General features: G+C 72.4%; 21 protein-coding genes. 11 read left to right on the top strand and 10 right to left on the bottom strand.

The window, feature by feature from the left end; genetic code table 11:
* Positions 1 to 22: 22 nt before the first annotated feature.
* Positions 23 to 856: a zf-HC2 domain-containing protein gene (locus ACN269_RS22585; RefSeq protein ID WP_421476495.1), complete on the bottom strand. Its 834-nt coding sequence runs from the start codon at positions 854 to 856 to the stop codon at positions 23 to 25.
* Positions 857 to 928: 72 nt separating this feature from the next.
* Here ACN269_RS22585 and ACN269_RS22590 point away from each other — a divergent pair, with 72 nt between their 5' ends.
* The 9 genes from ACN269_RS22590 to ACN269_RS22630 all read left to right on the top strand — a co-directional run bounded on the left by ACN269_RS22590 (position 929) and on the right by ACN269_RS22630 (position 12,685).
* Positions 929 to 1,969, top strand: coding sequence for a TRM11 family SAM-dependent methyltransferase (locus tag ACN269_RS22590; RefSeq protein ID WP_421474287.1), 1,041 nt, complete (start codon positions 929 to 931; stop codon positions 1,967 to 1,969).
* Between the two features lie 311 nt (positions 1,970 to 2,280).
* Entirely contained in the window at positions 2,281 to 2,457 is a 177-nt protein-coding gene (locus ACN269_RS22595; RefSeq protein WP_421474288.1) for a hypothetical protein, read from the top strand.
* Positions 2,454 to 2,543: a K(+)-transporting ATPase subunit F gene (gene kdpF, locus ACN269_RS22600; RefSeq protein WP_036410889.1), complete on the top strand. Its 90-nt coding sequence runs from the start codon at positions 2,454 to 2,456 to the stop codon at positions 2,541 to 2,543. The genes ACN269_RS22595 and kdpF overlap by 4 nt, the downstream gene beginning before the upstream one ends.
* Positions 2,543 to 4,198 (top strand): potassium-transporting ATPase subunit KdpA, encoded by a 1,656-nt coding sequence (kdpA, locus tag ACN269_RS22605; RefSeq protein ID WP_421474289.1) that lies wholly within the window; start codon positions 2,543 to 2,545, stop codon positions 4,196 to 4,198. The genes kdpF and kdpA overlap by 1 nt, the downstream gene beginning before the upstream one ends.
* A 20-nt stretch (positions 4,199 to 4,218) precedes the next feature.
* Positions 4,219 to 6,393 (top strand): potassium-transporting ATPase subunit KdpB, encoded by a 2,175-nt coding sequence (gene kdpB, locus ACN269_RS22610; RefSeq protein ID WP_421474290.1) that lies wholly within the window; start codon positions 4,219 to 4,221, stop codon positions 6,391 to 6,393.
* The gene (locus ACN269_RS22615) at positions 6,393 to 7,274 is read left to right on the top strand and encodes a potassium-transporting ATPase subunit C (protein WP_421474291.1); all 882 of its coding nucleotides are present in this window, start codon (positions 6,393 to 6,395) and stop codon (positions 7,272 to 7,274) included. The genes kdpB and ACN269_RS22615 overlap by 1 nt, the downstream gene beginning before the upstream one ends.
* A 72-nt stretch (positions 7,275 to 7,346) precedes the next feature.
* Positions 7,347 to 9,899 carry a DUF4118 domain-containing protein gene (locus ACN269_RS22620; protein ID WP_421474292.1) on the top strand — a complete coding sequence of 851 codons (2,553 nt, stop codon included), beginning with the start codon at positions 7,347 to 7,349 and terminating at the stop codon, positions 9,897 to 9,899.
* Positions 9,896 to 10,576 (top strand): response regulator, encoded by a 681-nt coding sequence (locus ACN269_RS22625; protein ID WP_421474293.1) that lies wholly within the window; start codon positions 9,896 to 9,898, stop codon positions 10,574 to 10,576. The genes ACN269_RS22620 and ACN269_RS22625 overlap by 4 nt, the downstream gene beginning before the upstream one ends.
* Positions 10,577 to 10,681: 105 nt before the next feature.
* The gene (locus tag ACN269_RS22630; RefSeq protein ID WP_421476497.1) at positions 10,682 to 12,685 is read left to right on the top strand and encodes an FAD-dependent oxidoreductase; all 2,004 of its coding nucleotides are present in this window, start codon (positions 10,682 to 10,684) and stop codon (positions 12,683 to 12,685) included.
* On the opposite strand, the gene ACN269_RS22635 is transcribed toward ACN269_RS22630, so the two are convergent.
* The 3 genes from ACN269_RS22635 to ACN269_RS22645 form a co-directional block, all read right to left on the bottom strand.
* On the bottom strand, positions 12,646 to 12,981 hold the full coding sequence (locus ACN269_RS22635) for an SAV_915 family protein (RefSeq protein ID WP_421474294.1): 336 nt from the start codon (positions 12,979 to 12,981) through the stop codon (positions 12,646 to 12,648). The genes ACN269_RS22630 and ACN269_RS22635 overlap by 40 nt on opposite strands.
* 29 nt (positions 12,982 to 13,010) lie before the next feature.
* The gene (locus ACN269_RS22640; RefSeq protein WP_421474295.1) at positions 13,011 to 13,403 is read right to left on the bottom strand and encodes a hypothetical protein; all 393 of its coding nucleotides are present in this window, start codon (positions 13,401 to 13,403) and stop codon (positions 13,011 to 13,013) included.
* Positions 13,404 to 13,507: 104 nt separating this feature from the next.
* Positions 13,508 to 14,431, bottom strand: coding sequence for an SDR family oxidoreductase (locus ACN269_RS22645; protein WP_421474296.1), 924 nt, complete (start codon positions 14,429 to 14,431; stop codon positions 13,508 to 13,510).
* 167 nt (positions 14,432 to 14,598) lie between these two features.
* On the opposite strand from ACN269_RS22645, the gene ACN269_RS22650 reads away from it, so the two are divergent.
* Positions 14,599 to 15,354: a dienelactone hydrolase family protein gene (locus ACN269_RS22650; protein ID WP_421474297.1), complete on the top strand. Its 756-nt coding sequence runs from the start codon at positions 14,599 to 14,601 to the stop codon at positions 15,352 to 15,354.
* Between the two features lies 1 nt (position 15,355).
* Here ACN269_RS22650 and ACN269_RS22655 read toward each other — a convergent pair whose 3' ends face one another.
* The 6 genes from ACN269_RS22655 to ACN269_RS22680 form a co-directional block, all read right to left on the bottom strand.
* A complete protein-coding gene (locus ACN269_RS22655; RefSeq protein WP_421474298.1) occupies positions 15,356 to 15,874 on the bottom strand; it encodes a DUF421 domain-containing protein in 519 nt (172 codons plus the stop codon).
* 41 nt (positions 15,875 to 15,915) lie between these two features.
* On the bottom strand, positions 15,916 to 17,019 hold the full coding sequence (locus ACN269_RS22660) for an L-dopachrome tautomerase-related protein (protein ID WP_421474299.1): 1,104 nt from the start codon (positions 17,017 to 17,019) through the stop codon (positions 15,916 to 15,918).
* Positions 17,020 to 17,156: 137 nt separating this feature from the next.
* On the bottom strand, positions 17,157 to 18,032 hold the full coding sequence (locus ACN269_RS22665) for an SMP-30/gluconolactonase/LRE family protein (protein ID WP_421474300.1): 876 nt from the start codon (positions 18,030 to 18,032) through the stop codon (positions 17,157 to 17,159).
* Between the two features lie 94 nt (positions 18,033 to 18,126).
* A complete protein-coding gene (locus tag ACN269_RS22670) occupies positions 18,127 to 20,559 on the bottom strand; it encodes an ATP-binding protein (protein ID WP_421474301.1) in 2,433 nt (810 codons plus the stop codon).
* A gap of 97 nt (positions 20,560 to 20,656) precedes the next feature.
* Positions 20,657 to 23,671 carry a S8 family serine peptidase gene (locus ACN269_RS22675; protein ID WP_421474302.1) on the bottom strand — a complete coding sequence of 1,005 codons (3,015 nt, stop codon included), beginning with the start codon at positions 23,669 to 23,671 and terminating at the stop codon, positions 20,657 to 20,659.
* Positions 23,672 to 23,913: 242 nt separating this feature from the next.
* On the bottom strand, positions 23,914 to 24,393 hold the full coding sequence (locus ACN269_RS22680; protein ID WP_421474303.1) for a winged helix-turn-helix transcriptional regulator: 480 nt from the start codon (positions 24,391 to 24,393) through the stop codon (positions 23,914 to 23,916).
* Between the two features lie 107 nt (positions 24,394 to 24,500).
* Between ACN269_RS22680 and ACN269_RS22685 the strand changes: the two genes are divergently transcribed.
* Positions 24,501 to 26,045: an MFS transporter gene (locus ACN269_RS22685; protein ID WP_421474304.1), complete on the top strand. Its 1,545-nt coding sequence runs from the start codon at positions 24,501 to 24,503 to the stop codon at positions 26,043 to 26,045.
* Positions 26,046 to 26,130 lie beyond the last annotated feature (85 nt).

Genomic DNA, 26,130 nt, shown 5'->3' on the forward strand with positions numbered 1-26,130 from the left:
CGGCAGGGCACCGCTCCTGGAATCAGGCCGCCCGTCGGTCGGTCCGTGCCGCCGGGGCGGCGTACCGGTCGGCGGCCTGCGCGGGGTACGCCCCGGAGTTGACCACCCGCAGCGGCCGTTCGCCCTCGTCCGTGCCGAAGCGCCAGCGCGACGGCGTCGGTTGCCGCTGCGGCGCGGGCCCGCCGGGACGCAGCCCGGGGCGGGACAGCAGCACGGTGATCAGATAACCGACCACCAGGAAGCCGTGGCTGACCAGCCGTTCGCCGCTCACCGACCCGGTGGCCAGGTCGTTGACCGAGAGCAGCAGCAGGGTGCCGACGAACGCGCTGAGCATCGGCAGCAGACCCGCCGGTGGGCTGCGGCGTACCGCCACGAAGAGGAAACCGGCCCCGACCGCCACGTTCCAGGCGGCCGACTCGTGCCACAGGTGCTGGCCGGAGGCGTGCAGGTGCTCTGCGGTGGCGCCCCGGCCCACCTGGGCCAGGCCCAGCACCAGTTGGACCGCGCCGAGCAGCCCGAGCGCCGCGCGCAGCCCGAAGACCAGCGCGCCGAGTCCGGGCAGGTGGGGCCGCCAGCGCGAGCGCCGGGCCGCTGGCGCGGCGTCGGCAACCGCGCCGGCATCGACAGTCGCATCGGCCGGGACGCCGCCGATGGCGGCCAGGATCGCGTCGGTCCGGTCGGGGACATCGGTGACCAATCGGGTACGAACCCGGCGCGTCACCGCCGCCGCTGTCGCGAACCACGCCCGGCACGCGGCGCACTCGTCCAGGTGCCCCTGCGCCGCCGCCCCTTCGGCGGCGGTCTCCTCCCCGTCCAGCTGCGCGGACAGGATCTCCCGCCACTGCTCACACCCCATGTGTGGGTAGTCGGTCCGGGCGTCGCTCCGGTTCCCGGCGGTCGTCACGCGTTGTGGAATACTCGCCCGATCATGACGCGCTACGGCCTGCTGATCCTCCCCGCCACCAATCGGGTGTACGCCCGCTCCGCCATCGACCTCACCCGGGCCGAGCTGGAGATCTTCGGCCGCTCGGCGCTCGACGGTCGGATCGGCGAGTTGGCCACCGATGTCGTGGGTGGCGCGACGTACGTCACGTTCGCGGGTGACGGGCTGACCGAGCGCGACCTCGCCGTCCTGGGCAACCTCTCCGCCGGGTACGCGCTGTTCGAGATCGTCGGTGACCTGCTACGCCCGGTCGAGTGGAGCCGGCTGGACCGGTACGACGACGACCTGCTCACCATCCAGAAGTACGTGGGCAAGACCAACGAGCAGTTCACCAAGCTGCTGCTCAACGTCACCCTGCTCGCCTCCGACTGGGCCGGTGAGCTGACCGAGCGCCGGTTCCGGGTGCTCGACCCGCTCTGCGGTCGGGGCACCACCCTCAACCAGGCGCTGATGTACGGCTTCGACGCGGCCGGGATCGAGCGGGACCAGAAGGACGTCGAGGCGTACCGGGCGTTCGTCACCACCTGGCTGAAGCAGAAGCGCGTGAAGCACCGGGTGCTGGAATCGGGTCCGGTGCGGCGCGAGCGCAAGGTGGTCGGCCGGCGGGTACGCATCGAGCTGGCCCCGACCCGCGAGGAGCACAAGGCGGGCCGCACGCAGTTGTTGGACGTGGTGAACGCCGACACCACCCGGGCGGGCGAGTTCTTCCGCCCGGAGACCGTCGACCTGGTGGTCGCCGACGCCCCGTACGGCGTACAGCACGGTAGTCGTACCGCCGATCAGGGTTTGTCGCGCGACCCGCTGGCGCTGCTCGCGGACGCCGCGCCGGTCTGGGCGCGGGTGCTGCGGCCCGGCGGCGCGCTCGGGATCTCGTGGAACACGCACGTCGCGAGCCGTGACGACGCGGCAGCGGCGCTGGCCGACGCCGGCCTGACCGTGGTCGACGACGAGCCCTACCGCGCGCTGCGGCACCGGGTGGACCAGTCGATCATGCGCGACGTGCTGGTGGCCCGTAAGCCGGCCTGACCCCGCCGCCAGCCCGCCCCCGCAGCCCGCCCCGCAGCTCGTTTCCGCGGCCCGTCCCACCGGCCCGGACCGTCCCCGGTTCGGACCGCCCGCCCCGGACGGCCCCCGGCCACCCTCCTCCGGCCCTTTGCTCTGCTTCAACCGACGCAACAGTTCCGGTGCCTCGGTGTTGCCTCCGTTGAAGCAGAGCAAAGGGCGCGCGACCACCCCTGGCCCCGCCGGCCTCCGCGCCGCTGTGCCGCGTTTCACCTGATCAGGCGCGCGTGTGAAAACCGCGTCAAGAAAACCCGCACCCCCGTCACGGTCGCGTTATGACCCGTGCCGTGCGGTGGGCACGCGGGCTTAGCTTGCCGGGCGCGATCGGAAGGCGGTCGCGACGAACCTTTCCGGTAAGAGGAGTCAGCGTGTCTGACGTGGTGTTCGTGGTCCTCACGGTGGCGCTGTTCGCAGTGCTCGCCCTGGTGGTCCGGGCGGTGGAGAAGCTGTGAACGCGGTCAACGCCGTCGGTCTGGTGCTCGCGGTCGTCCTGGGCGCGTTCCTGGTGTTCGCCCTGTTGTTCCCGGAGCGCTTCTGATGACCATGACAACAGCGGGCGTCATCTTCGTGCTGACGCTGGTGGCGGCGCTCGTCGCCGTCTACAAGCCGTTCGGCGACTACATGTTCCGGGCGGTCTCCGGCGCGAAGCAGTCGCGGGTCGAGCGGGGGATCTACCGCCTGGTCGGTGTCGACCCGGCCGGCGAGCAGACCTGGGGCGTGTACGCCCGCAGCGTGCTCGCGTTCTCGGCCGTCTCGATCCTGTTCCTGTACCTGTTCCAGCGGGTGCAGAACCACCTGTGGCTGTCGCTGGGCTTCGACCCGGTGGTGCCGCACGGCGCCTGGAACACGGCCGTGTCGTTCGTGACGAACACGAACTGGCAGTCGTACTCGGGCGAGTCGACCATGGGCCACCTCGTGCAGATGGCCGGTCTGGCCGTGCAGAACTTCGTCTCGGCGGCGGTCGGCATCGCGGTGGCGGTCGCGCTGGTCCGCGGCTTCGCCCGCAGCCGCACCGGGCAGCTCGGCAACTTCTGGGTCGACCTGACCCGGATCACGCTGCGGATCCTGGTGCCGATCGCGGTCCTCGGCGCGATCGCGCTGATGATCGGCGGGGTGGTGCAGAACCTGTCCGGCGGCACCGACGTGAGCACGCTGACCGGCGGCAGCCAGACGATCACCGGTGGCCCGGTCGCCAGCCAGGAAGTGATCAAAGAGCTGGGCACCAACGGCGGCGGCTTCTACAACGTCAACAGCGCGCACCCGTTCGAGAACCCGACCACGTGGACGAACTGGCTGCAGATCTTCCTGATCTTCCTGATCCCGTTCAGCCTGCCCCGGGTCTTCGGCCGGATGGTCGGGCAGAACCGGCAGGGCTACGCCATCGCCGCGGTGATGGGCATCCTCGCCTTCCTGAGCGTCGCCATCACCAACGTCTTCGAGCTGGCCGGCCACGGCACGGTGCCGCAGGCGGTCGGCGCGGCGCTGGAGGGCAAGGAGGTGCGCTTCGACGTGTCGAACTCGGCCACCTTCGCCGCCGCCACCACGCTCACCTCGACCGGTGCGGTGAACTCGTTCCACGACTCGTTCACCTCGCTCGGCGGCATGATGACGATGGTCAACATGATGCTCGGCGAGGTCGCGCCGGGCGGCACCGGTTCGGGCCTGTACGGCCTGCTGATCCTCGCGGTGATCACGGTCTTCGTGGCCGGGCTGATGGTGGGTCGCACCCCCGAGTACCTGGGCAAGAAGATCGGCTCGCGCGAGATCAAGTTCGCTTCGCTCTACTTCCTGATCACACCGATCCTGGTGCTGGTCGGCACGGCGGCCGCGTTCGCCACCGGCAACAACTCGACGGCGCTCAACGTCGGCCCGCACGGCCTCTCCGAGGTGCTGTACGCGTTCACCTCGGCCAGCAACAACAACGGTTCCGCCTTCGGCGGCATCACGGTCAACACCGCCTGGTGGGACACCGCGCTCGCGATGTGCATGCTGCTGGGCCGCTTCCTGCCGCTGATCTTCGTGCTGGCGCTGGCCGGCTCGCTGGCCCGCCAGGCACCCACCCCCGCGTCCGAGGGCACCCTGCCGACACACCGACCCCTGTTCATCGGGATGGTCGTCGGCGTAACGGTGGTCCTGGTCGCGCTGACCTTCCTGCCCGCGCTCGCGCTCGGCCCGCTGGCAGAAGGGCTCTGACCATCATGAGGAACGAGGACATGTCCGTGACATCCGGGCAACTCGCCGCCGGCGGCAACCGGATCGGCGGGGGCCTGCTCGACCCCCAGCAACTCGTCCGGTCCCTGCCGGACGCCGTCCGCAAGCTCAACCCGGCCACCCTGTGGCGCAACCCGGTGATGCTGATCGTGGAGGTCGGCGCGGCCTTCACCACCGTCCTGGCGGTGACCGACCCGTCGGTGTTCGCCTGGGCGATCACCGCCTGGCTGTGGCTGACCGTGATCTTCGCCAACCTGGCCGAGGCGGTCGCCGAGGGCCGGGGCAAGGCCCAGGCCGCGACCCTGCGGCAGGCCAAGAAGGACACCATCGCCACCCGGCTGGTCGACTGGCAGCCGGGCGCGCGGGCCAACACCTACCGCGACGAGGCGGTGCCCGCGCCGGACCTGCGCCAGGGCGACATCGTGCTGGTCGAGGCCGGCGGGATCATCCCCGGCGACGGCGACATCGTCGAGGGCATCGCCAGCGTCGACGAGTCGGCCATCACCGGCGAGTCGGCCCCGGTCATCCGCGAGTCCGGCGGCGACCGCAGCGCGGTCACCGGCGGCACCAGGGTGCTCTCCGACCGGATCATCGTGAAGATCACCCAGAAGCCGGGAGAGAGCTTCATCGACCGGATGATCGCCCTGGTCGAGGGCGCCAACCGGCAGAAGACCCCGAACGAGATCGCGCTGAACATCCTGCTCGCCGCGCTCACCGTCATCTTCCTGCTGGCCGTGGTCACCCTCCAGCCCCTCGCCATCTTCTCCAAGGCGTACCAGGCCGCCGCTCCGGACAGCGGGGCGATCACCGGCTCCGGCGTGACCGGCGTCGTGCTGGTCTCGCTGCTGGTCTGCCTGATCCCCACCACCATCGGCGCGCTGCTGTCGGCCATCGGCATCGCCGGCATGGACCGCCTCGTCCAGCGCAACGTGCTGGCCATGAGCGGCCGGGCCGTCGAGGCGGCCGGCGACGTCAACACCCTGTTGTTGGACAAGACCGGCACCATCACCCTGGGCAACCGGCAGGCCGCCGAGTTCGTCCCGGTCGAGGGCGTCGACGCCGCGGCCGTGGCGGACGCCGCCCAGCTCTCCAGCCTGGCCGACGAGACCCCGGAGGGGCGCTCGGTGGTCGTGCTGGCGAAGAACGAGTACGGGCTGCGCGAGCGCGAACCCGGCGTCATGCCACACGCCACCTTCGTGCCGTTCACCGCGCAGACCCGGATGAGCGGCGTCGACCTCACCCCGGACGCCAGCGTCGACGGCGGCGCGTCGGGCGCCGGCCGCCGGGTCCGCAAGGGCGCCGCCGCCGCCGTCATGAAGTGGGTACGCGAGAACGGTGGTCACCCCACCGAGCAGGTCGGCGAGATCGTGGACGCGATCAGCGGCACCGGCGGCACCCCGCTCGTCGTCGCCGAGCACGTCGACGGGCAGCCCGCCCGTGCGCTCGGTGTCATCCACCTCAAGGACGTCGTCAAGTCCGGTATGCGCGAGCGGTTCGACGAGATGCGCCGGATGGGCATCCGCACCGTGATGATCACCGGCGACAACCCGCGTACCGCGAAGGCCATCGCCGACGAGGCCGGGGTGGACGACTTCCTCGCCGAGGCGACGCCGGAGGACAAGCTCGCGCTGATCAAGCGGGAGCAGGAGGGCGGCCGGCTGGTCGCGATGACCGGTGACGGCACCAACGACGCGCCGGCCCTCGCCCAGGCCGACGTCGGGGTGGCCATGAACACCGGCACGTCGGCCGCCAAGGAGGCCGGCAACATGGTCGACCTCGACTCCGACCCGACCAAGCTCATCGAGATCGTGGAGATCGGCAAGCAGTTGCTGATCACCCGGGGAGCGCTGACCACGTTCAGCATCTCCAACGACATCGCGAAGTACTTCGCGATCATCCCGGCCATGTTCGCCGGCCTCTACCCGAGCCTGGACGCCCTGAACGTCATGCGGCTGGCCAGCCCGGAGTCGGCGATCCTGTCCGCCGTCATCTTCAACGCCGTGGTGATCATCGCGCTGATCCCGCTCGCCCTACGCGGCGTGCGGTACCGGCCGGCCGCCGCCTCGAAGCTGCTCAGTCGCAACCTGCTCGTGTACGGCCTGGGCGGCATCATCGTGCCGTTCATCGGGATCAAGCTCATCGACCTGCTCATCCAGTTCGTCCCGGGGATTTCGTGATGCGTCTACCCACCTGGATCGCCCAACACCTCGCCGCCCTGCGCGCCCTGCTCGTCTTCACGGTGCTGCTCGGCCTCGTCTACCCGCTGGCCCTGGTGGCGCTCGGTCAGCTACCCGGCCTGCACCACAAGGCCGACGGCTCGCTCGTCACCTCGGGCGGCACGACCATCGGCAGTTCCCTGATCGGCCAGTCCTTCACCGACGCGGACGGCAACCCCGTCGCCCGCTACTTCCAGTCCCGCCCCTCGGCGGCCGGCGACGGCTACGACCCCACCTCCACCTCGGCCAGCAACCTCGGCCCGGAGAGCGTCGTCGACACCATCGCCACCGACCCGGAGGAGTCCAGCGAGAGCCTGCTCACCCAGGTGTGCGCGCGCAGCAAGGCCGTCGGGGAGCTGAACGGCGTCGACGGGCGACGCCCGTTCTGCACGGACGACGGGGTGGGCGCCGTGCTCGCCGTCTTCCGCGCCGACGGCCTGACCGGCCCGGTCACCCGGGTGGTCAGCGTCAACCAGGTCGCCCCGGCCACGCCGTTCGTGTCCTCGTACCAGGGGGTGCCGGTGGAGCTGGCCAAGCCCGGTGCGGACTACGTGGCGGCCGGCGGGGTGGTCACCCCGATCCGCGGCGACGCGCCGGCCGACCCGGCCGTGCCCGCCGACGCGGTCACCGCCAGCGCCAGCGGCCTCGACCCGCAGATCAGCCCGGCGTACGCCGAGGTGCAGGTGAACCGGGTCGCGCGGGAGCGCGGCGCGGACCCGGCGGCGGTCCGCGAGCTGGTCAAGGAGCACACCGACGGGCGTGGGCTCGGGTTCATGGGTGCGCCCGGGGTCAACGTGCTGGAACTCAACCTCGCCCTCGACAAGCGGTTCGCCGCGCGCTGAGTCGATCGCGGGCGGGGCCGTGCCCACCGGGTGCGGCCCCGCCCGCCACTGTGACCAGGGAGGATGGTTCCCGTGCCACGCGGAGAACTACGCATCTACCTCGGGGCCGCTCCCGGCGTCGGCAAGACGTACGCGATGTTGGAGGAGGCCCAGCGGCGTGCCGCGCGCGGCACCGACGCGGTGATCGGCTTCGTGGAGACGCACGGCCGGCAGCACACCGCTGCGATGATCGGCGACCTGGAGCAGGTGCCCCGCCGGACGATGACCTACCGGGGCGTCGAGTTCACCGAGATGGACGTGGACGCGGTGCTGGCCCGCCGGCCGGAGATCGTGGTCGTCGACGAGCTGGCCCACAGCAACGTGCCCGGCTCGCGGCACGACAAGCGCTGGCAGGACGTGCAGGAGCTGCTGGACGCGGGGATCGACGTGCTCTCCACGGTCAACGTGCAGCACCTGGAATCGGTGAACGACGTCGTCGCGCAGATCACCGGCACCACCCAGCGGGAGACCGTGCCGGACGAGATCGTCCGCGCGGCCGAGCAGGTCGAGCTGGTCGACATGACCCCCGAGGCGCTGCGTCGGCGGATGGCGCACGGCAACATCTACCGACCCGACAAGATCGACGCCGCGCTGGGCAACTACTTCCGGGTCGGCAACCTCACCGCGCTGCGCGAGCTGGCGCTGCTCTGGCTGGCCGACAAGGTCGACGAGCAGCTCGACAGGTACCGCAGCCAGCAGGGCATCGCCGCCACCTGGGAGGCACGCGAACGCGTCGTGGTGGCGCTGACCGGCGGGCCGGAGGGCGAGACGCTGATCCGGCGGGCCGCCCGGATCGCGGCCCGCAGCAAGGGCGCCGACCTGCTCGCCGTGCACGTGGCCCGCAGCGACGGCCTGGCCGGTGCCGACCCGGCCCAACTGGCCCGCCAGCGGGTGCTCGTCGAGAGCCTCGGCGGCACGTACCACCAGGTGCTCGGCAGCGACGTGCCGGCCGCGCTGCTGGACTTCGCCCAGGGCGTGAACGCCACCCAACTGGTGCTCGGGGCCAGCCGGCGGGGCCGCCTCGCGCAGATCTTCGCCCGCGGCGTCGGGGTGACCACCACCGCGCTCTCCGGCTCGATCGACGTGCACCTGGTCACCCACAAGCAGGCCGGCAAGGGCCGCCGGGCGGCGGCGGTGCCGGCGGCGCTGTCCCGCCGCCGCCGGCTGCTCGGCTTCGGCCTGGCGGTGCTCGGCATGCCGCTGCTCACCCTGCTGCTGAAGGCGCTGCCCGACCTGACGCTGACCAACGACATCCTGCTGTTCCTCGCCGGGGTGGTCGGCGTCGCGCTGGTCGGCGGGGTGTGGCCGGCGCTGGTCGCGGCGCTCGGCGGGTCGCTGCTGCTCAACTGGTTCTTCACCCCGCCGTACCGGACGCTCACCATCGCCGAGGCCGACAACCTGCTCGCGCTCGCCGTCTTCGTCGGGGTGGCCCTCGCGGTGAGCTGGATCGTCGACGTGGCCGCCCGGCGGACCCGCGAGGCCGCCCGGGCCGCCGCCGACGCGCAGACCCTCGCCGCCGTGGCCGGTGGGGTACTGCGCGGCGAACGCCCGCTGCCCGCCCTGCTCGACCAGCTCCGCGAGACGTTCGGGCTGCGCGCGGTGAGCCTGCTGGAGCTGGCCGAGGGGGCGATCGGCCGACCCGAGCGGGCCCGCGAGGAGCACGCCTGGTGCGTCGTGGCCAGCGTCGGTGAGCAGCCGGCCTGCACACCCGACGACGGCGAGACGGCGGTACCCGTCGACGAGCGCATCACCGTGGTGCTCAGCGGCCGGCGGCTGGAGGCCGCCGACCGGCGCATCGTCGAGGCGTTCGCCGCCCAGGCCGCCGTCGCGCTTCGCCAGGAACGACTCGCCGAGGAGGCCGCCACCGCCCGGCCCCTCGCCGAGGCCGACCGGATGCGCACCGCGCTGCTCGCGGCGGTCAGCCACGACCTGCGTACGCCCCTGGCGTCGGCGAAGGCGGCGGTGACCAGCCTGCGCAGCCACGACATCGAGTTCGATGAGGCCGACCGCGAGGAGCTGCTGGAGACCGCCGAGGAGTCGCTGGACCGCCTCGCCCGACTGGTCGCCAACCTGCTCGACATGAGCCGCCTCCAGGCCGGCGCCCTGGGCATCACGGCGACCACCATCGGCCTGGAGGACGCCGTACCCCTGGCCCTGGACGAACTTGGTCCGGCGGCCGCGACCGTCGCCACGGACATCCCGGCCGACCTGCCGGCCGCCACCGCCGACCCGGGCCTGCTGGAACGGGTGCTGGTCAACGTCATCGCCAACGCGCTGCGCTACAGCCCGCCGGACCAGCCGCCCACGATCACCGCCAGCGCGCACGCCGGTCAGGTCGAGCTGCGGGTCATCGACCGTGGGCCCGGCATCCCGGAAGACAAGTGGGAGCACGTCTTCCTGCCGTTCCAGCGCCTCGGCGACCGGGACAACCAGACCGGCGTCGGCCTCGGGCTCGCCCTGTCCCGGGGACTGGCCGAGGCCATGGGTGGCAGCATCACCCCCGAGACCACCCCCGGCGGGGGTCTCACCATGGTGCTGCGCCTGCCCGCCGCCGCCCAGACCACCTCGGAGGAGCCGCAGGAATGACGCGCATCCTGGTCGTCGACGACGAACCGCAGATCCTGCGGGCCCTGCGGATCAACCTGCGCGCCCGCCGGTACGAGGTGGACGTCGCCGCCACCGGGGCCGCCGCGTTGAAGGCCGCCGCCAGTCACCCGCCGGACCTGGTGGTCCTCGACCTCGGCCTACCCGACATCGACGGCGTCGAGGTGATCCGGGGTTTGCGCGGCTGGACCGCCGTACCGATCATCGTGCTCTCCGGCCGGGCCGGCAGCGAGGACAAGGTCGCCGCCCTGGACGCGGGCGCGGACGACTACGTCACCAAGCCGTTCGGGGTGGAGGAGCTGCTGGCCCGCATCCGCGCGGTGACCCGGCGACTCGGCGCGCCCAGCGAGGCCGTGCCCGCGCTGCGGATCGGCCGGCACACCGTCGACCTCGCCGACCACCGCGTCTGGGCCGACGACGACACCGAGGTCAAGCTGACCCCCACCCAGTGGAGCGTGCTGGAGAAGCTGCTGCGCCACCCCGGCAAGCTGGTCAGCCAACGCCAGCTCCTGCAGGAGGTGTGGGGGCCGGAGTACCAGAACGAGACCAACTACCTGCGGCAGTACCTGGCCCAGCTCCGGCGCAAGCTGGAGGACGACCCGGCCCGTCCCCGCCACCTCATCACCGAGCCGGGCATGGGCTACCGCTACCGCCCCTGACCGTTGACACCCGCCGGCAGAGATTGAAGAATTTCGTACCGCAGCGGCAGCGGCGTGCTTCTGTAACCGTCCCCTCCGGTTACCCCGATGGAGTTCGCCGTGTCCATGCCCCTGTCCCGTCGCCGGCTGTTGACCGCCGGCGGCGCCGGTCTCGTCCTGGCCGGCCTGGCCGATCCGTTCCGCGCGGGCCCCGCCCGGGCCGCCGTCACCACCGCCGACCTGGTCGTCTACGGTGCCACCTCCGGCGGGCTGGCCGCCGCGATCACCATGCGCCGGCTCGGCCGCACCGCCGTGGTCGTCGAGCCCACCAGCCACGTCGGCGGGCTGAGCACCGCCGGGCTCGGGGCCACCGACACCGGCGTCCAGGCGTCCATCGGCGGGCTGGCCGCCGAGTTCTACCGCCGGGTGTACGTCAAGTACCACGGCGGGACGCTCACCCCCACGTCCCCGCTGCGGATGACCTTCGAACCGCACGTCGCCACCGAGGTCTTCGCCGAGATGCTGGCCGAGGCGGGCGTTCCGGTGGTCGTCGGCGCCCGACTGTCCAGCCTCGGCCGCGCCGGCAACCGGATCACCGAGCTGCGCACCGAGGACGGCTCGGTCTACTCCGGCGGGATGTTCGTCGACGCCACGTACGAGGGGGACCTGCTCGCCATGGCCGGGGTGGGCTTCACCGTGGGTCGGGAGTCCAACGACACGTACGGCGAGACGATCAACGGGGTGCAGTCCCGCAACACCCACCAGTTCGTCTACCCCGTCGACCCGTACGTGACGGCCGGCTCGCCGGCCAGTGGCCTGCTGCCCGGCATCTCCACCACCCCGCTCGCCCCGCACGGCAGCGGCGACGACCGCATCCAGGCGTACTGCTTCCGGATGTGCCTCACCCAGGCCGCGAACCGCATCCCGTTCGCCAAGCCGGCCGGCTACGACCCGATCCGGTACGAGCTGCTGCTGCGCCACATCCAGGCCGGCTACGCCGGGCCGTACTTCACCACGCACTCGATCGGCGGTGGCAAGACCGACTCCAACAACAACGGCGCGGTCTCCACCGACCACATCGGCCTCAACCACGCGTACCCGACGGCGAGCTGGGCCGTCCGGGGGAGCATCATCGCCGACCACCGCGCGTACCAGCAGGGGCTGATGTGGTTCCTGGCCAACGATCCGCGGCTGCCGGCGACCGTGCGCGACTCGACCGCCCGGTGGGGGCTGCCGGTCGACGAGTTCACCAGCACCGGTGGCTGGCCGCCGCTGCTCTACATCCGCGAGGCCCGCCGGATGGTCTCCGCGTACGTGATGACCGAGGCCGACTGCCGGGGCCGGGTACGCGCCGCCGACTCGGTGGGCCTGGCCAGCTACACGATGGACTCGCACAACTGCCAGCGGGTGGTGGTCGACGGCAGGGTGCGCAACGAGGGCGACGTGCAGATCAGCGTCTCGCAGCCGTACCCGGTGAGCTACCGCGCCATCGTCCCGCACCAGGCCCAGTGCGCCAACCTGCTCGTGCCCGTCTGCCTGTCGGCCAGCCACATCGCGTACGGCTCGATCCGGATGGAGCCCGTGTTCATGATTCTCGGGCAGGCGGCGGCCACCGCTGCGTCACTGGCGCTCACCGGCAACCTCGCCGTGCAGGCCGTCTCCGTACCGGCCCTCCAGGCCCGGCTGCGCCAGGACGGCGCGGTGCTCGACTGGGGGACACCCGGCGAGGTGATCCTGGACAACGCGGCGACCAGCGGGATCACCCGCGCCGGGACGTGGCTGCGCAGCACCAGCATCGGCGGCTACTACGGCGCGGACTACGAGCACGACGGCAACACCGCGAAGGGCGTCAACCGGCTGCGGTTCCGCCCGGCACTGCCCACCGCCGGCACGTGGACCGTGCACCTGCGGTGGACCGCCGACCCGAACCGGGCGACGAACGTGCCGGTGGACGTCGCGTACGCAGGTGGGGTGACCACCCGCACCGTCGACCAGCGGCAGTCCGGCGGCCAGTGGGTGTCGCTCGGCGCCTACCCGTTCACGGCAGGCAGCGACGGAAGCGTGCTGATCCGTACGGAGGACACCGACGGCTACGTGGTCGCCGACGCGGTGCGCTTCGTACCGGCCTGAACGGGGGTGGTCGGCGCGGCCCGGTCGCCGACGCTCGGGCTCAGCGGCGGCGCCACCAGCAGGGGGTCGACCTGGATCCGATCGATGCCGAGCGGACGCAGCATGCCGCGCAGCGCCGACTCGCACAGTTCCTCCCAGGGCTGGTCGGCGCCCATCGCGGTGACCAACAGGTCGGGTCGGCTGAAGGCGATGCCTACCCGCTCACCCTGCGGCGTCCGTCCGGTCCGCACCGTTCCCACCGGCCGTCCGGGCAGCTCACGCACCGGCACCGCGTAGATCATCGGGCCGTCGTCCACGGCGGTCCTTCCGTCAGCGCCGGGGCGGCTCATGCGGCGGACACCGCCCATGCCGGGACGTCACGGCGGCGCTCGGCCGACGCGGACAGGTCGAGGGCACGGAGGATGTAGTTGGCCTCGACCACCTCCACCCCGGCACGCAGACGCAGGTCGGCCACGGCCCGGTGCAGCATGGTCACGCTCGGCGCGGAGAGCCGCACCACGGCGTCGACGTCGGCGGCGATCCACCACGCGTCGACCGCGCACGGCTCGTGCCGCAGGTACTCGACCAGGTGGCTGCCGGGCGCGGACGGGCCGAGCCGGACGCTGACCAGCGCCTCGTGTCGGCGTTCGGGCCCGTCCGCGTCGGGGGCCGGCTCGACCGGGTCGGTGTCGGGCGGTGGATTCCCGCGTTCCCAGCGTGTCATCCGCCAAGGACTCATGGACCCATCGTCACCGCCGGAGGGCGGCGAGAGGCCCGCCGATACGCCGTTTCGACGGGCCTGCGCCGATTCTTGACGCGCCGTTCACGCGGGCGCGTTGCCACTCAGTACGCGACGCCCACCAGCCGTTCGGAGACGGTCCAGAGCCGGGCCGCGTCGTCGGTGCTGCGGGCCGAACGGTAGACGGCCAACTCGGTCGGCGCTCCGGTGAACTGCCCCAGACCGTCCGGCCCGTAGAACCGGCCGCCCTGCGCCCGTTCGCTGGTGGCCGCGTAGAGGGCGGGCCGCAGGCCGGCGTCCACCGACTGCACCAGGATGCCCCAGCGGGCCAGTCGGCTCATCACGGCGTGGTGCGCCGAGGGGCGACTGCGGCCCAGGTTGGGCCCGGACGCGTACAGGTTGGTCATCGTGGTGCCGGGGTGCGCCACGTTGCTGGTGACGCCCCAACCGCCGGCCCGACTGCGCCTGTCGAGTTCCAGCCCGAAGTGCAGCGTGGCCAGCTTGGAGGCGTTGTATGCGCGGACCGCCCCGTACCGCCGGGTGCTCTGCAGGTCGTCCCAGTCCAGCTTGCCGGAGCGGGCGGCGCTGCTCGACATGGTGGTGACCCGGGCCCGGCCGGCCCGCAGCAACGGCAGCAACCGTCCGGTCAGCGCGAAGTGGCCGAGGTGGTTGGTGCCGAACTGCAGCTCGAAGCCGTCCGCGGTGGTGTGTCGGGTGGGTGGTGCCATCACACCGGCGTTGTTGATCAGGATGTGGATCGGTCGCCCCTCGCCGAGCAGCGTGTCGGCGAGTGCGGCCACCGAGTCCAGCGAGGCGAGGTCCAGCTGCCGGGTCGACACCGCCGCTCCCGGCGTGGCGGCCCGGACGGCGTCCAGCGCGGCGGCGCCCTTGGCCGGGTTGCGGACCGGCAGCACCACCTCCGCGCCGGCGCGGGCCAGCCGACCGGCCAGGGCGAGCCCCAGCCCGTCGCTGCCGCCGGTCACCACGGCAAGCCTCCCGGTCAGGTCTCCAACGGTCTCATCGAGCACGACAACCTCCACGTCGCGGCGTCCTTCATCGGTCACCGACAACACTGGGTCGGTCGCCGCCCGGCATGCAGGGTGGGCTTGTCCAGGGATCACCGGTCCCTGTCTGGACACCCAGGTGGGGGGAGTAGCGTCCGGAACGGACCAAGATCGGCGTACGAGGAGGCTCGGTGCAGACGACGACGGTGGACATCCCGACCAGCGACGGAACGGCGGACGCGAGGCTGACCCGGCCCGACGGCGACGGCCCGTTCCCGGCCGTGCTCCTCTTCATGGACGCCTTCGGCCCCCGGCCCCGCCTGGTGGAGATGGCCGAGCGGATCGCCGAACGCGGTTACCTGGTGCTCACGCCCCACCTGTTCTACCGGGCCGGCCGGGCGCCGCTGTTCGACCTGTCCCGGCTCGGTGAGGCCGACCAGCGAGGTGCCCTCTTCGAGAAGATCGTGCCGCTGATCGGGGCGTTGACCCCCGACGTGATCAGCCGGGACACCGCCGCCTACCTGGACTTCCTGGCCGCCCGCGAGGACGTCCGGCCGGGCCCGGTCGCGATCACCGGCTACTGCATGGGCGGCACGAACGCGTTGCGGGCCATCGAGGCGTACCCGGACCGCATCGCGGCCGTCGCCAGCTTCCACGCCGGGCGGGTCGTCACCGACACGCCGGACAGCCCGCATCTGGGCGTTGGCTCGATCACCGGCGAGCTGTACTTCGGGCACGCCGACGCGGACCAGTCCATGACCCCCGAGCAGATCGCCACCCTGGAGCAGGCGCTGGACGCCGCCGGGGTGCGCTACCGCTCCGAGGTGTACGAGGGCGCGCACCACGGCTACACGATGGCCGACACCCCGATGTACCACGAGCAGGCCACCGAGCGGCATTGGGCGGCCCTGTTCGACCTGCTGGACCGCACCCTGCCGGCGAACTGAGTCAACCGAGGCTGTCCCGTGCGTCACGCCGTCGGCCGGGCGTACGCGTGGTGACGCTGAACCGCCCGTCGGCCTCCATCCGCACCTCGCGGACCTGGTCGAGGTCGACCACGCCCTGCTCGCGCAGCAGGGTGTGCAATTCCTCGTCGGTTATCAGCTCCCGGCGCATGTTCTCCCGCAGGATCCGTCCATGCCGCACCAGCACCAGCGAACTGGGCCGGATCAGTCGGGCGGCGGCCTGCCACCGGTACGCGACGGCGTTCAGCAGGTACGACCATCCGATGATCACGCCGACCAGCAGCACCCCGTCGGTCACCGAACTGTAGCCACCGGACATGCCGTTCTGGGCGGCGTCGGCGAGCAGCACGATGACCAGCAGGTCGGTGACGCCGGTGGTGCCGCTCTCCCGCTTGAGGATGACCCGCAGGAGGGTGAACAGCGCGAGGTACATGACGCTGCCCCGGACCACGATCTCCAACAGCGGGGCGTCCGGGACGAACAGCTCCTGCCAGTCGGCCACCCGACGGGCTACCCGCCGCCCGCGTGGCCATGCCTACCCGGTCAGCGGTGCAGCAGCACCGGGCCGGCGTCGATCCGCACCCGGAACAGCGCGTACGGCTTGCGGCGCAGGTCCTGGCCCCGCTGGTACTGCGGCTGCCGGTGCAGCTGGTTCGCGGTCACGTAGAGGTGCCCGTCGGCGGCCACCGACATGGTGTCCGGCCACAGCAGGCGCGGATCGTGTACGAGGGTCTCGTACTCGCCGTCCGGCAGTCGCCGCAGCACCGCGTTGTGTTCGTACGAGGTGAAGTAGAGCCGCCCCTTGTCGTCCGACTCCAACCCGTCCGACCCGGTGCCCTTGTCCCCCTCGTCGACGACGGTCGCCGCGACCGCCTCCTGGGTCACCGACGGGTCGGCCAGCGCCTCGGCCGAGACGCTGTGCAGGTGCCGGGACAGCAGCGGGGAGTAGTAGAGCCGCGCGCGGTCGGCCGAGATGGCGATGCCGTCGGAGCCCATCGTCAACGGCTGCGGCGGGCCGTCCGGCGGGCGGGTCAGGAGCGGCCGCCCCTCGACGAAGGGGCGGAAGGTGGTCAGCGGGTCCGCCTTGGTGGACGGGTGGTCGTGCAGCCGCCGCCAGGACGCGCCGCTGGCCAGGTCCACCACGATGATCCCGTTCGGTCCGGAGTCCGCCGAGTCGGTGATGTACGCGACCCCGGCCTCTCCGCGACGCAGGTCGAAGCGGACGTCGTTGAGGTACGTCGTCGGAAGCGCCACGTCCTGCGGGAAGGTGATCACCTGGGCCACCGTGTCGGTGTCCAGGTCGATCCGGACCAGCTTCGGCCCGCCCGGCTTCGTGGGCTGGAACATCGGGCTGCCGGTGTCCAGCACCCAGAGCCGGTCCGCCGGGTCTACCACGATGCTCTGCACCGACACGAACGCGCCCGCGTCGTCGACCCCGGACGGGCTGTTCCACGCCTCGTCGGGGTAGGGCACCTCCTGGCCGTCGCGCAGCTCGACGACGGTGGCCGGCGGCTCGTCACCCCACTGCGGGAAGTTGACGAAGATCCGCCCCTGGTGCGAGACGCTCACCCCGGTCGGCATCGGACCCGTGAAGGTGTGCACCAGTTCCAACTCGCCAACCGGCTCGTCACCGACCGGCCCGTTCACGACGCACGATCCACGGTGTTCATCGTCCAGCCCCCAGTCGGTCGACCCCACTGCCGCTTCCGGAGTGGCTATTCCCGCCCCGACGTCCGATATGCCTCCGCCCTGCCGCAGTGGGGACACACCTGGCTGGCGTCGGGTCAGACCGGGTGGGCGGGGGAGATGGGCAGGCCCGGGACGGGAACGTCGACCGCGAGCAGCGCGCCGTCCGCCGGACCGACCGACGTGAGGCCGACCGAGGCGGTGCCGACGAAGAGTCGCCGCAGGTCGGGGCCGCCCAGGCAGATGCCGGCCGGCTGGGTCGCCGGTAGCCGGATCTCCCGATCCAGGGTGCCGTCCGGACGGTAGCGGCGGACCGCCGAGCCGCCCCAGAGCGCGACCCAGAGGTGGTCCGCCGCGTCGACCGTCATCCCGTCCGGGCTGCCCTCGCCCGGGGCGAGACGCACGAACGGCGTCCGGCCGTGTAGGTCACCGGTGGCCGGGTCGACGGTGAACCGGTCGATCTCGCCACGCGGTGTGTCCGCGAGGTACATGGTGGTGCCGGCGGCGTCGAACGCCGGCCCGTTCGGGATGGCCATGTGGGTCACCACGGACACCGGAGCGGCGCCGGGGTTCAGCCGGAAGAGCGTGCCGCCGCCGGGCGTCTGCGCGTACGCCATGCTGCCGGCCCAGAAGCGGCCGTGCGGGTCGGCGACGGCGTCGTTCATCCGGGTCGGCTCGGGCGCGTCGGCGACCAGTTCGGCGACCGGCCGGGGAGCGCCGGCAGCGGGCAGCACGGCGACGCCGGTGCCGGCGGCGGCCAGCCATTCGCCGGGCCGGTCGGCCACCGGGGCGACCGCGCCGAGCGGGACGTCGAGCCGGCGCAGCTCCCGTAGCGGGGCGGGTCGATCGCCGTCGGTCTCCAGCAGACGCCCGGCCAGCAGGTCGACCAGGACCAGCCGGTCGTCGACCCAGCGCAACCCCTCGCCCAGCTCCAACCGCTCCGCGTTCCAGACGGTCGGTTCGGTCAGCTCCATCTCGCTCCTCCTGCGGCTCTACGGCGGCGGCAGGGGTCCGTGCCGTTGCGCGGACCGTACCCCGCCGCCCCACCGGCCACGCTCCCGTGCCGGCTCAGGCCGGGATCAGCTCCCGGCAGCGGCGCAGCGCGGCGAGAGCGAGCGGCGCGTCCCGGCCCGCGATCCCGGCCTCCAGTTCGGTGACCGCCCCTGCCGCGCGGGCCGGTTCACCCGCCGTCACGGCGGCCTCGGCCAGCACCAGCACGGCATCGGCGGCCCACGCCAGGATGCCCTTGGCCCGCACCAGGGTCAGCGCCTCGGTCGCGTACCGCACGGCCTCGTCGGGCTGCCCGCGCAGGACCAGCCGAGCCAGCGTCGAGAGCGCCTGCACCAGTGGCCAGATCGCGCCCACCCGCCGGGCGTCCGTCACCACCGACCGGAGCGCGTCGTCGGCCGCCCGTACCTCGTCGTCGCCGGAGGCGGTACGGGCCAGCACGGTGGCCAGGTCGGCCCGCGCGTCGAGCAGGGTCACCGGCATCCGCTCGGCACTGACCACCAGCCGGGACAGCCGTTCGGCCAATCCGTCGAACCGTCCGGCGGCCCGGTCCAGCGACAGCTCGGTCGCCTCCACCAGGGGCGCGAGCCGCTGGTAGCCGGTCTCCTCGACCAGCTCGCGGCCATCGGCGAGCAGCGCCGTGGCCCGGGCCAGGTGCCCGGCGTGCAGCGCGCCCTGCGCCCAGTTCAGGCAGGCCCGTGCGTGTTCGCGGGGCCGGTCGACCAGATCGGCGGAGCCGCGCAGCTCCTCGACGATCGCCCACGCGCCCGGGTCGCCCAGCTCCAGCAGCAGCGAGGCGCGGGCGATGCGTACCGCGAGGTGTGCCGCCGGGTCCCGGCTGGCCGCTGCGGCGACCTCCGCCTCCGTGCACCGCGCCAGGTGGTCGTCGACGTGCCGTCCGACCACCGTGTCGGGTGCCGCCAGCACCGCGAGGGCCGGGGCTCTGCGGCGCGGTGCCCGCAGGTACGGCACGGCCCGTTCGATCTCGGTGTACCCGCGCAGCGCCTCGCCCTGCTGACGCAGCATCCGGCCGAGCACCAGACCCAGTTCACCCCGGGTGCCGGGCGGCAGCCGGCGGTCGGCCAACAGCCGTTCCAGGACCGGAATCGCGGTCGCCTGCCTGAGCCCGTCGATGGCGGACCGGCCGAGTTTGCCGGCCAGCCGCGCCCGTACCGGGCGGGGCAGCTCGGCGACGTCCATCGTCTGGAGCAGGAAGCTCGCGGCGGTCGCGTCGTCGCCGCGCTCGGTGGCCAGGTCGGCGGCGGCCTCGGCGTTGCGGACGAAATCGGCGCCGCTACCCGCCAGCCGGTAGTGGTGGGCGAGCTGGGCGACCGGTCGGGGCAACTCCTGCTCCAGCACCCGTGCGACGCGCAGGTGCAGCCACTCCCGGGTCTCCCGGGGCACCAGGTGGTACACGATCTGGCGGGCCAGGTCATGACGGAACCGCAACCCCTCGCCGTCGTCGTGCAGCACACCCGCCCGGTGCGCGGCGGCCAGCGCCGCGCCCACCGTGGCCCGGTCCTCGGCGAGCGCCGCGGCGAGGACACGCTGATCGGGCGCCCGACCCAGCACGGCGGCGGCGCCGAGCACCTCGCGGGTGGCGTCGTCGAGCGGGCGTAGTCGCCAGAGCAGCACATCCTGTAGGACGAACGGCACGCTGTCGTCGGCCAGTGGGTCGCCGCCGCGTTCGGCGAGGGTACGCAGCACCTCCTCCACCACGAACGGGATGCCGGCGGTGCGGTCGAGCAGGGTGGCGGTGAGCCGGGGCGACGGATCGTCCAGCCGCAGGGTCCGGGCGGCCAGTCGATGCACGTCCTCGGCGTCGAGTGGACCCAGCGGAACGCGGGTGACCGTCCGGGGCGTACGCGACAGCACGTCGTGGATCGGTGTGCTGCCGCCCGGCGGCGGCGTGCGGGCCGTGAGCAGCACGGCCAGACCGTCCACCGGACGGGCGCCGAGGTAGCCGAGGAACTCACAGGTCGCCGGGTCGGCCCAGTGCAGGTCCTCGAGCAGCAGGGTGGCCGGGCTCAGCGCGGCCAGCACCGCGGCGATGGCCCGCAGCAGCCGGTGTCGTTCGGCTACCGGGTCGGCCAGCGGTGGCGGCGCGGCGGGCAGCACGTCGGCCAGTTCGGGCAGGAGCGGTGCCAGCGCACCCGCCACCGGGTTGAGCGCGTCGACCGGTCCGAGTCGGTCCGCGCCCGCCCGGACGGCGTCCAGCAGGACGCCGAAGGGGAAGGGCTCCGGCACGTCGTCGCACTCGCCGACGAGGTGCCGTCCGCCGAGTGTGGCGAGGAGTTCGGTGACCAGCCGGCTCTTGCCGATGCCGGGCTCGCCTTCGAGCAGGACCAGGCACGGTGGGGTCTCGACGAGGCGGCGTAGCTGGGCCAGTTCGGCGCGGCGTCCGACGAACTCGACGGCCCCGCGCAGGCGCGCGGGGCGAACGAAGGTGGTACCCCCGCCGCCCCGCGTCGTGTTGTCGTCGCCGCCGCTCACCGTGAGGCGAGCAGATCACCCCCGCGTGGGCGGTCGGCCGCCCGGCGGGCCGGTGGTGACCCAGGTCACACGCCGGTCCGCCGGGCCGTTGTTGCTCTCAGGACTGGACGGTGACCGGCACGGTCTTGAGCGACCCGTCGCCGGTGCGGAACTCCAGCACCCCGAGGTAACGCCGTCCGGGCAGGAGCCCGGACCAGTGCAGGGTGAGGTTCGCCGTCGCGCCCGGCTGCACGCTGCGCTGCTTCGGGTCGATGGTGGACCGGCCGGTCGAGGTGCCCGGCGCACCCGGAAGGTAGCTGGTGACGGTGTACGCGTTGGTGCCGTCCGGGACGTTCTCGGTGAACGCCTGCTCGACGACCACGATGTAGTCGCCGGCACCGTCCGGCAGCGTCACCTTGGCACCGTCACGGCCACTGACGGTGGCGGTGACGAACTTCCCGTCCTTGTCGTAGACGTCGACGCTGAACTCCGTGCACTCCATCACCCCCTCCTCGTCGTCCCAGTCGATGTGGGAGCAGGTGGGTCGCGCCGACGTCACCTGCACGATCGGGCTGCGGGTGCCGGCCGGTACGTGCAGCGTGCTCCTGCTGATCGACGCGGGCAGCGGGACGGGCAGGTTGTTCGACGTGCTCCAGTCCCAGCTCGGTGCGTCACCCTTGAGGGTCACCGTGTTGCTGGTGCCCGACGTCAGGCCGGAGAGCTGGGAGATCAGCTTGCCCCGGTAGCCGACCTCGGCGGCGATCCGGACGCTGCCGGAGGTCCCCTTGCCCACGATGGCGTCGGGGGCGACCAGGCCGGAGTTGTGCACGATCAGCGGGGTGCGTACCCGGTGCGTGAACTGGTCGCTCCAGGTGAGCGAGCCGTCCGCCCAGGTGTCGAACGCACCCCCGGTGTTGGTGACCTCCACGCTGAAGCGGGCGGACTTACCGGGCCGGATCTGCATCTTCGCCGGGGTGACCTTGACCTTGTAGCCCGGCGGGGCCTGCACCGACGAGGTGTAGGTGCTGGTCTTGTCGCCGACGTTGGTGACGGTCCGGGTGACCGTCTGCTTGCCCACCATCCGGCCGAGCGCGATCGACGGGTAGTTGAGCTGCGCGGTGTCGATCGAGCCGATCGTGTCGCAGCCCGCCAGGTCGCCGAGGCCGAAGTCGCCGCCACGGTCGGCGGATACCCCGCACAGGTACTTGAGCCAGTCCTGCTGGCCGGAGTCGTACACCAGGCCCGGGTCGAAGGCGTCGCCCGGCTTGACCTGACCGGACCCGTAGTTGAGCGGGGTCGCGTCCCGGGTGCCGATCTTGATCGGGTTGCCCTTGTCGGTCTTGTCCGTGGCGCTGGTCATCAGCGCGGAACGGACCGCCGCCGGCGACCAGTCGGGGTGCTTGGCCAGCAGCAGAGCGGCGATGCCGGCGATGTGCGGCGACGCCATCGAGGTGCCGGACTCCAGGGCGAAGTCGTCCCCGCCGATGGACGGCGAGAATGCCGCCACGATGTCCTGCCCGGGCGCGCTGATGTCGGGCTTGAGCAGTTCACCGGCGTTGAGGTTCGACGGTCCCGCCGACGAGAACGCGGCGACCGACGGCGCTTCGACGATCTCCAGCTTGGCCGGCGAGATGCTCGCCGTGGCGTTGCCCTTGGCGACGTACGCGGTGACCGTGGCCAGGTCCACCTCGTTGATGTGCACGGTCGGCACCGTCTGGACGTCGGCGTTGAGGGAGTTCAGCTCGTCGTTGTAGAGCACCATCCCGATGCCGCCGGCCCGGGCCACCTCGATGCTCTTGTCGGTCCGCGGGATCTCGCCGCGCAGGCAGAGCACGATGGCGCCCTTGACCTTGGCCGGGTCCAGGGTGTCGTCGGCGCAGAGGCCCGCGCCGTACGTGCCGTCCGGATCGAGCGCGCTGTCCCGCGCGAAGACCAGCCGCGCCGGTCCGACACCGGTGTCGCCCAGGCCCGCTCCGGTGATCCGGGTGCCGTCGCCGAGGGTGAGCGTCCGGTTGTTCTGCCGGTCGGTGGTGCTCGCGGCCACCGTGGTCACCCACGGCGTCGAGTTGTCGACCGTGTTGGGGTACGGGCCGGAGTTGCCGGCGGCCGCCGCCACGAACACCCCGGCCGCCGCCGCGTTGAAGAACGCCGCGTCGACCGCGCCGAACTGCTCGCTGTCGTCACCGATCGAGTAGTTGATCACGTCCACGCCGTCGGCGACCGCGTCGTCGATCGCGTGCACGATGTCGATGTCCGTACCGGACGCCGAGCCGGCGCCGTTGTCGTACAGCGCCTTGTAGATCGCGAGCCGGGCGGCCGGCGCCATGCCGGAGATCGTGCCGAGGTCACGGCCGCCCTGGGTCGCCCGTACGCCGTGGTTGCCGGCGGCGGTGCTGGCGGTGTGGGTGCCGTGGCCGTTGCGGTCCCGGGGCGAGGCGTAGTCGTCCGGGAACGCGTCGGCGATGCCGCTGTCGTTGTACCAGCGCGCACCGATCACCTTGTTGTTGCAGGTGACCGGCGCCTCGACGCCGACATCGCAGGTGCCCTTCCACTTGGCGTCGATGATCGCCTGGTCCGGCCGGGGTGTGGGCAACGCCGCGAAGCTCGCGCTCTCCGGCCAGTACCCGCTGTCGATGACACCGACGATGACGCCCTCACCGGCGTGGGAGTCCCCACCGAACTGCTGCTGCCACGCCCCGCCCTTGCCGGTGAGGCCGAGGTAGTCGGGCGTGTGCGAGGTGGCGGCGTGCACCGTGCGGCTCTCGTACACCGCCCGCACGCCGCGCGTCGCGCGCAGCCGGGCCGCCTGCGGTCCGGTCAGGTCGGCGGCGAAGCCGTTGAACGCGGTCTCCAGGGTGACCCGGGTGCGGTCGGCCGGCACGCCGACGCTGGCCAGGACAGCCGAGCGCTGCTGCCGTAGGTGCGCCCGGTAGGCGTTGGCGGTGCCGGAGGTGCGGTTCAGCTTGCCGCCGGGAGCCGGCTTGGTCGCCGCGATCCCAGGGACCCCACCGGCGTACGTCGCCAGCGGCTCCTCGGCGAGCTGGACCAGGTAACGGGCCGTCGGGCCACTGCTGGTCGGGGCGGCGGTGGCGCTACCGGGCAGGCTGGTCAGGCCGGCCGCGGTCAGCGCCACGGCGGCCAGCATGCTGACGCCGCGTCTGGTCCGTCCGGGCCGATGTGTGATCGGTTGTGGCACGTTGCCTCCACGTTCGGTGCCGGCCGTCACGACTGATGACGGTGGCCGAAACGTAGGATCGGCGCCGATCTTCGAGAAGCGCTCGTAACCTCGTTGTCATCTTGGAAACAAGCTCGTAACGCAGCGGGTACTTTGCGCGTCGTTTTCACTGGCGATCCGCCCGCTGCCTGGGCGCGGCGTCACTGCCGGCGGATCAGGCCCGGACCTGCGGTGATGTCGATCTCGCCATCCGCGACGTCGTGTCCGGCGGCGCAGCGGAGCACCGCGCGGACCGGTTCGCCGCAGTCGTGGTGGATGGCGCGGATGCCGGGCCCGGCTTCGCCGGCGCTCCAGGTGTCGCCCCAGTTGCGCAGCGCGGTGATGACGGGCAGCAGGTCGCGGCCCTTGCGGGTGAGTTGGTACTCGTGGCGGGTGCGCTGACCCGGCTCCCGGTAGGGGATCCGTTCGAGGAGGCCGGCGGCGACCATCTCCTTGAGTCGGGCGGCCATGGCGGGCTCGCCGACTCCGACACGGCGGACGAAGTCGTCGAACCGCCGCGTGCCGAGCAGCGCCTCCCGCAGGATCAGGATCGTCGAACGGCTGCCCACGACGTCCATCGCCCGGGCGACGGAGCAGTTCTCCATCGACCAGGATTCGCGGTCTTCCCGTAGGTCCTCCATGTCGTCCAGCTTACCTGGCTTGCGTTGACGCTAGCCAGGGGAATCGTCCGGCGTTACGCTGGCTTAGCTATGCATAAGTCAGCCAAACTCCGACCCGAGGACGCTCAGTGACCACCAGCAACACCACTGCTCCGAGTGGGCCGACCGTCAGCACCCGCGCGACCGTGCGCGGTTCCCGCCCGGTGACGCTGATCGCCATGTGTCTGGGCGCGATGATCACGTTCCTGCAGATCACCGCCACGGTCTCCGCCCTGACCACCATCCAGGCCGACCTGCGGGTCGACCCCACCACCGTGATCTGGATCCCCAGCGCCTACACCCTGGTCGTGGCGAGCCTGGTGCTGTCCGCCGCCACCCTGGGCAACCGCTACGGACGCCGGCGCATGTTCGGCGGCGGCATCCTCGCGATGATCGCGGGTGGCGTCGCGGTGGCCAGCGCGCCGACCGTGGGCTGGGTGATCGTCGGGCAGTTGGTGGCCGGCCTCGGTGGTGCCCTGATCCTGCCGAACAGCCTGGCGATCCTCGGCGCGACGTTCACCGACCCGCACCGCCGCACCGAGGTCATCACCGCCTGGTCGGCCGCCTCCGGCATCGGTCTGGCGGTGGGCCCGCTCATCGCCGGTGCGCTGCTGCGTCAGCACTCCTGGCACAGCGTCTACGTGTCGACGATCGTGCTCGGCGTGGTCACCCTCGTCGTCACCGCGATCGGGGTGGCCGAGTCGCGGCCCAGCGCCGGACGGATCGACCTGCCCGGTCTGCTGCTCGGCACCGTCGCCATCGCCGCCGCCGTCTACGCCATGATCCAGGGCGGACATGACGGCTACACCAGCGCAGTCGTGTCGACCGCGTGGATCGTCTCGGCCCTCGCGCTCGTCGCGTTCGTGCTGGTCGAGTTGCGCAGCAGCGCGCCGATGCTCGACGTACGGCTGTTCCGCTCGGCGTCGTTCAGCGCCGTCATGGTCGTCGCCGCCGTGTCGCTGTTCGGCTTCACCGGCGTGGCGATCCTGCTCGTCCTCTTCCACGAACGTGCCCAGGCGCTCAGCCCGCTGGACACCGGCTGGCGGATGCTGGTGCTCTTCGGCGCGTACGTCCTGATGGCCTTCGCCGCCGGGCGGACCATCCGGCGTACCGGATTCAAGGCACCGCTCACCGTCGGCCTGGTGCTCGGCGCGGTGGCCACCTTCGGGCTGGCGGCGCAGGGTCCGACCACGACGTTCGACCACCGCTGGGCACTGTTCGTGCTGTTCGGCGCCGCCAGCGGTCTGGTGGTGGCACCCGCCACGGCGGCGGCGCTGGCCAGCGTGGCTCCCGCCCAGGCCGGCATGGCCTCCGGCGCGGTCAACGCCTCCCGCCAGGTCGGTTCGGTGCTCGGCTCGTCCCTGCTGGGCACGCTGCTCACCACCACGATGGCGGCCGACCTGCCCGACCGGCTCGCCGCACACCAGGTGGGCGAGCCCACCCGCAGCGCCGTACAGGCGGCGGTCGCGGCCGGCGCGACCGGCGACCAGCCGCTGCCCGAGCCGGTCCGGTCGGCGCTCGCCGAGGCCATGACCTCCGGAGTCCAGGCCGGTCTGCGGATCAGCGGCATCGTCTTCCTCGTCACCGCCGTCCTCGCGCTCACCCTCATCCGCAATCGCCCTCACCAGCACTGACGCGGTGCGGTCATGTGCACGACGACTCTCCTCCGATGTCCGGCCTCGGAGGAGAGTCGTCCGGAGGTGAGGTTGACGCGGCTCT

Origin of the sequence: Micromonospora sp. WMMD736 (genome assembly GCF_049179015.1) — a bacterium.
Lineage (GTDB): Bacteria > Actinomycetota > Actinomycetes > Mycobacteriales > Micromonosporaceae > Micromonospora.

Coding starts and splice junctions, on each gene's coding strand:
- ACN269_RS22590 (WP_421474287.1), top strand. CDS start 929: ATGACGCGCTACGGCCTGCTGATCCTCCCCGCCACCAATCGGGTGTAC.
- ACN269_RS22640 (WP_421474295.1), bottom strand. CDS start 13,403: ATGAGTCCTTGGCGGATGACACGCTGGGAACGCGGGAATCCACCGCCC.
- ACN269_RS22595 (WP_421474288.1), top strand. CDS start 2,281: ATGACCCGTGCCGTGCGGTGGGCACGCGGGCTTAGCTTGCCGGGCGCG.
- ACN269_RS22585 (WP_421476495.1), bottom strand. CDS start 856: ATGGGGTGTGAGCAGTGGCGGGAGATCCTGTCCGCGCAGCTGGACGGG.
- ACN269_RS22615 (WP_421474291.1), top strand. CDS start 6,393: ATGCGTCTACCCACCTGGATCGCCCAACACCTCGCCGCCCTGCGCGCC.
- ACN269_RS22680 (WP_421474303.1), bottom strand. CDS start 24,393: ATGGAGGACCTACGGGAAGACCGCGAATCCTGGTCGATGGAGAACTGC.
- kdpB (WP_421474290.1), top strand. CDS start 4,219: ATGTCCGTGACATCCGGGCAACTCGCCGCCGGCGGCAACCGGATCGGC.
- ACN269_RS22625 (WP_421474293.1), top strand. CDS start 9,896: ATGACGCGCATCCTGGTCGTCGACGACGAACCGCAGATCCTGCGGGCC.
- kdpA (WP_421474289.1), top strand. CDS start 2,543: ATGACCATGACAACAGCGGGCGTCATCTTCGTGCTGACGCTGGTGGCG.
- ACN269_RS22630 (WP_421476497.1), top strand. CDS start 10,682: ATGCCCCTGTCCCGTCGCCGGCTGTTGACCGCCGGCGGCGCCGGTCTC.
- ACN269_RS22665 (WP_421474300.1), bottom strand. CDS start 18,032: ATGGAGCTGACCGAACCGACCGTCTGGAACGCGGAGCGGTTGGAGCTG.